At 62.8% G+C, this 5017-nt stretch carries 3 protein-coding genes and 2 pseudogenes; 2 read left to right on the top strand and 3 right to left on the bottom strand.

Features of this window, described 5'->3' with window-relative positions; genetic code table 11:
• On the bottom strand, positions 1-640 hold a 640-nt coding region (locus tag AC2VON_RS01465; protein WP_486951342.1), incomplete at its 3' end, for an amidohydrolase family protein.
• A gap of 177 nt (positions 641-817) precedes the next feature.
• Positions 818-2680 (bottom strand): hypothetical protein, encoded by a 1863-nt coding sequence (locus tag AC2VON_RS01460; RefSeq protein WP_486951341.1) that lies wholly within the window; start codon positions 2678-2680, stop codon positions 818-820.
• Positions 2681-2926: 246 nt separating this feature from the next.
• Between AC2VON_RS01460 and AC2VON_RS01455 the strand changes: the two are divergent.
• A pseudogene (locus AC2VON_RS01455) lies at positions 2927-3091 on the top strand (aromatic ring-hydroxylating dioxygenase subunit alpha); the annotation flags it as partial.
• 75 nt (positions 3092-3166) lie between these two features.
• The gene (locus AC2VON_RS01450) at positions 3167-4162 is read left to right on the top strand and encodes a Gfo/Idh/MocA family protein (protein WP_486951340.1); all 996 of its coding nucleotides are present in this window, start codon (positions 3167-3169) and stop codon (positions 4160-4162) included.
• A 6-nt stretch (positions 4163-4168) separates the two neighbouring features.
• On the opposite strand, the pseudogene AC2VON_RS01445 reads toward AC2VON_RS01450, so the two are convergent.
• Positions 4169-5017: pseudogene (locus tag AC2VON_RS01445) on the bottom strand (secreted hydrolase); the annotation flags it as partial.

Here is a 5017-nt window from a genome sequence, read left to right as displayed (position 1 = left end):
TGTGCATGCACACCACCACCGACTCCTCGCTGCACGCCCGCCACACCGGGTCCCAGTGATCGGAGTGAATGGACGGCCAGCCCAGCTTCGACGGGTTCTCGCTGAAGGTCAGTGCGTGACAACCCTTCTTCGCGACCCGCCGGATCTCGGTTGCCATCACTTCGGGGTCCCAGATCGCCGGCAGCGCGCACGGGATGAACCGGCCGGGATGGCTGCCGCACCACTCGTCGATGTGCCAGTCGTTGTAGGCCTGCACCATCGCCAACGCGACGTCCTTGTCTTCGGTGCGGGCGAAGAGCTGCCCACAGAACTGCGGAAAGGAAGGAAAGCACAGCGAGCCGAGCACCCCGTTGGCGCTCATGTCCTTGACCCGCTCGTTGTGGTCGTAGGTGCCGGGCCGCAGCTCGGCGAAGGAGGTGGGCTCGATGCCGTACTCCTCCTTCGGCTTGCCCGCGACGGCGTTGAGCGCGACGTTGCCGACGGTCTCACCGTTGTACTGCCAGACGTTGGTGCCGTCCGGGTTGGTGATGAACTGCGGTGCCAGTTCGACATACTTCGAGGGCAGCCGCCCGTCGAAGAGGTGCGGCGGCTCTACCACATGGTCGTCCACGCTGACCAGAACCAGATCATTGAGGTTCATCGGCTCTACCTCTATACCTTCCGATAGTCGCTGACGGAGCGCACCCGCCCGATTGCAACCCCGCGGATCCGCTGTCCCCGCTGAATACTTGTGATTATAAAGTTTATAAAGTTAGCGTCAACATGCCGGCCACCCGACGGTCGCCGACCCGGCGACACGGCTTGCGGGCGCTGGGACTCAGGGCAGCGGATCGGGTTTCAGCAGATCTAACAACGATTGGTTCAGCTGTGACAGCGAATCCCAGAGGGTGTCGCTTGGCTGCGTGGCGCTGGTCGCATTCATTACCGCAACCGCCAGGTCGTCGCGTGCGTTGAGGACGCCAGCGGTGATACTGGTTACCGGGTCGGTCAACGTTTCATTGAAGATCGCTCCGAGGCCTTGAACGCCCGGGGCCAGAGCTGCCAGTCCCGACGACAGTTGGCCGGAGGAGACGTCGTTGTGCACCGCCTGGGCGGTTTGCTCGACGAGTTCGACGAGATCCGACAGCGCCAAAACCGTGGGCAGCTCGACGTCCTTGATCGCCAGCGGCACATTGTTCATGAGCGCCGTCAGGCTGCCAACCGGATCGGTCAGCATGTCGTGAGCGAGTGTGACCGGATCGGGACTCAGCGCCGGTGTCAGCCGATCCAGTATCGAGGGCACATCGGTTTGACCGCCGAATATCTCATTGAACTGGCCGGCGCCCACCGCACTTTTGACCTGGTCGTAAAGGCCATTGGCCCCGAGCCAGGCGATGCTGTGGTTCTGGTCGCTAACATAGTCGTATTCAAACAGGCGTTCTTTGAAGTCGGCTGCATATTCTGCAGGGGTGACGACGGGGGTGTCGGCCGGCAGATCGTTGCGGACATCGGCGACGTCGACGACCTCGTCCTGCACCGGCGCGCCCGGAGCGGAGCCTGTCACGTCCTGCCACCGCAGAAAAATACCTCCGTTGTTGATACCGGAGTCATCGACCCAGTTCGCCACACCCGGGTCTTGACTGCTGATGACGTAGTAGGTGAAGCCATTCGGATCATGGAACGCCTGGGTGTCGTTGAGGCTGCCCTGCACGGTCGCATAGGGAGAGGTCTCTCCCCAGTCGTTGGCCAGCTGAAGGCCTGAGTATGCGGCGTCGATATTGGACACCTTGACGATCAACGCCTGATCCGGCTCGAGCGAATAGTGGCCTAGACTGCTTAGTTGGCCCGGCAGTGTCGGCCCCGGAATAACCTTGCCGGTCGCTTGTATGGGAAGAAATGTGTTTTTCGGAATGGTGTCGAACACTTCCCGCTCCCCTAAGTAGGTACCGGCAGCGTTCTCGGTCGGCATGTTCGCGGCGACGGTACTCAGCATCGACGAAATCTGGTCCTCTGACAACAGCGGAACGGTGAGCTTCTGGGGGACGCCCTCTTCCTGGACGGAGAAATTATCATGTATCTGGCCCCAGTCGCCGACGGTGTCACGAACCAGCACCGTATCTGCTCCGGCGGTATCGACCCAGTTTCCTTGCTGTGGCACCGAACTCAACACAACGGTGTAGGTGCCGTCGGGATTTGGCTTAGCATTCACCAAATCGATCCCACCGGAAAGAGCCTTGAAGTCGGCTGTTACGCCGTTGCCTGAATAGGGTGCGAAGGTCACATCCTGGCTACCAGGGCTGGGATCAACAGTGACCACGTATGTCTGATTGGGCTCGAGGTGTACTTCGCCGTATTGGTCGTCCGGATTCGTGTAGACCAGAAATTCTTGCGGGTTGGCGGCGGGGGCGGACCACGGATACGGAGCCCACCGCATCGTCACGTCGTGAAACTGGTCGACACTAAGTGTGTTGAGCTCCATAGCGAGCATGGTGAGCGCAAGGTTTTGTGTGTACTCGTGCAGGGTGGGCAGGTCCGACGAAACGATAAACGGGTAGTTGCTGTTGGTGTCGGTGACCTGCTGCTGCGCGTCGAGCAGTTGATCGATCACGGGTTGTAGCGGATTCGGTGGACCCGGCTCGGCGACCGCGCGCGGGCCCATCAACACCATCGCCAATGCGCCGGCCGCCATCGTTGTGGCCACTCCGGCTACTCGAGCCATCCGCGACCGAGCGTCCCGGCGTTGAAGTCGTTTCCTCGTCAGCACAGACACAACACCCATGGCCCCGGCTGCCTATCACGATCGGATGAAATCCTGTAACGCATTCACAATCGAAGCGACTTCATAAGGATTTGTCAATGCGACCTCAGCCAGCCGCTGCGGTCGGCGTCGCTCAGGTCGGAAGTCCCCGGCTGGCCGCGGGCGACAGGAGGGTCTTTACTGGGAAACATGGATCACGATCAACTCATCGACCTGACCCGGCGCGCGCTGAAGCTGGCGCGTGACAAAACCACCGACTTCGCCCCCACCGAGTACACCGTCAGCGCGGATGACTACGCCTCTGTTGATCGGCCCCGCCAGAACGGGGCGATCGGTCGCAATGAACCCGGCCTGCAGCATCGTCATGCCGCCTGGACCGAAGCATTGGCACGCACCGGCCACCCGGGCTGATCACAAATCAGGAGAAGCATGTCAACACCGGCCAAGCTGCGGATCGGGGTGCTGGGTGCAGCCGCAATCACGCCGTCTGCGCTGATCAAACCGGCCAGGCAGAACGCCGAGATCGAGGTCGCCGCGGTGGCGGCCCGCGATACCGGTCGTGCGGAGGCGTTCGCGGCGAAACACGGCATCGCGCAGGTGCACGACAGCTACGAAACCCTGGTCGCCGACCCGAGTCTCGCTGCTGTGTACAACCCGCTGCCGAACGGCTTGCATGGCCGGTGGACGCGCGCCGCATTGGCGGCGGGCAAGCATGTGCTGTGCGAGAAGCCGTTCAGCGCCAACGCCGACGAAGCCCGAGAGATCACCGACCTGACCGCCAAGTCCGGCCGGGTGGTGATGGAGGCGTTCCATTACCGCTACCACCCGCTGGCTTTACGCGTCGAAGAGATCGTCACATCAGGCGAACTCGGCAAGCTCACGCGAGTAGAGGCGGCGCTGTGTTTCCCGCTGCCGAAGTTCTCCGACATCCGCTACAACTACTCCCTGGCCGGTGGTGCGACAATGGACGCCGGCTGCTATGCCGTACACATGGTTCGCACGTTCGGCGGCGCAACCCCGGAGGTTGTTTCGGCGCAAGCGAAACTGCACAATCCGAACATCGATCGAGCCATGCACGCCGAGCTGCGGTTCCCCGGAGGGCTTACCGGACGGGTCGGGTGCTCGATGTGGTCGTGGCAGCTGCTGGCGATCAGCGCCAAGGTGATCGGCGACCGCGGTGAACTGCGCGTACTCAATCCGGTTATGCCCCAAGCTTTCCATCGTCTCGCGGTACGATCAGTCGACGGGAAACGAGTGGAGCGATTCACCCATAGGTCCTCCTACGCCTTTCAGCTCGACGCATTCGCCAACGCGGTGCTGCGCGGCGAAGCGGTGAAGACAACGCCGGCCGACGCCGTCGAGAACATGACAGTGATCGACGCCATCTACCGCGCAGCCGGCCTTCCGCTGCGCCAACCGAGCTGAACGTGGTCAGCGGCAGCCAACCGCATCGATGAGAGCACCGAGCACCTCGGCGACACCGGTGCCCGGCCCGGCGGGCAGCTTGTCGACGACGGGACGCACCTTGGTCTCCAACATCCTCTGCGCCTCATTCCGGCGTTCCGAAACCACCAGCGGCCGAAGCTCGTTGACCAAGGTGGCCAGTTGCTCAGCGGCGGGTAGTTCGAGGTTTTCAACCGCCGCCGCCAGCACGTCGACCAGCTCCCAATCCCGGTACAACACCAACGATCGCTCGTAGAGCCCGAAGCCCTCGACAGGCTCACCGTGCAGGGTGCCACAGTAGCGGTACGGACCCTCCATATATTCGATCGGCAGAGCGTGTGCCGGGACGGCAACCAGCGGCTCCCCGGTGAGATCGAGTTGCAGTGCGGCCGAGGTGATCCGGTGCCGATCGGGCAGAAACCTTCCCACGGCCAACGGGCGAACCAGCGGGCGCACCGACTCCGGCCAGCGTACATAGCTTCCCACGGCGATCTCGACGTCTTCGGCGCAGTTCGGCGCAACTGCAGGGTCGGGGTGGCTTGTCGTCACACCAGAGAAGGGTTGCAGCGCATTGCGGTTGGTGCGGTCGAACTGTCGCCAGACGCTCAAGTCGACGCCGTTGTCCAGGTTGACGGTGCACCACTCGTGCGATCGGGCACGCGGATCTCCCCCGGTTCCGCCGCCGCCGGCGTATCTGGGGAACCACTGCCGGTCGACGTGCCCGGCTCGGCCGGTGACCTGCTCGTAGGTGTCGCCCCAGCGCAGCGTTCCGGTCATCGCCATCCCGGTCTGAAAGTAGGAGCAGGTGTCGTCCTGGCCGAAACAGGCGATCTTGCC

The sequence above is a fragment of the Mycobacterium sp. TH-M82 genome, assembly GCF_057473605.1.
Note: the sequence above shows the minus strand (reverse complement) of the source record. Positions and strands in the feature narration are given on the sequence as shown.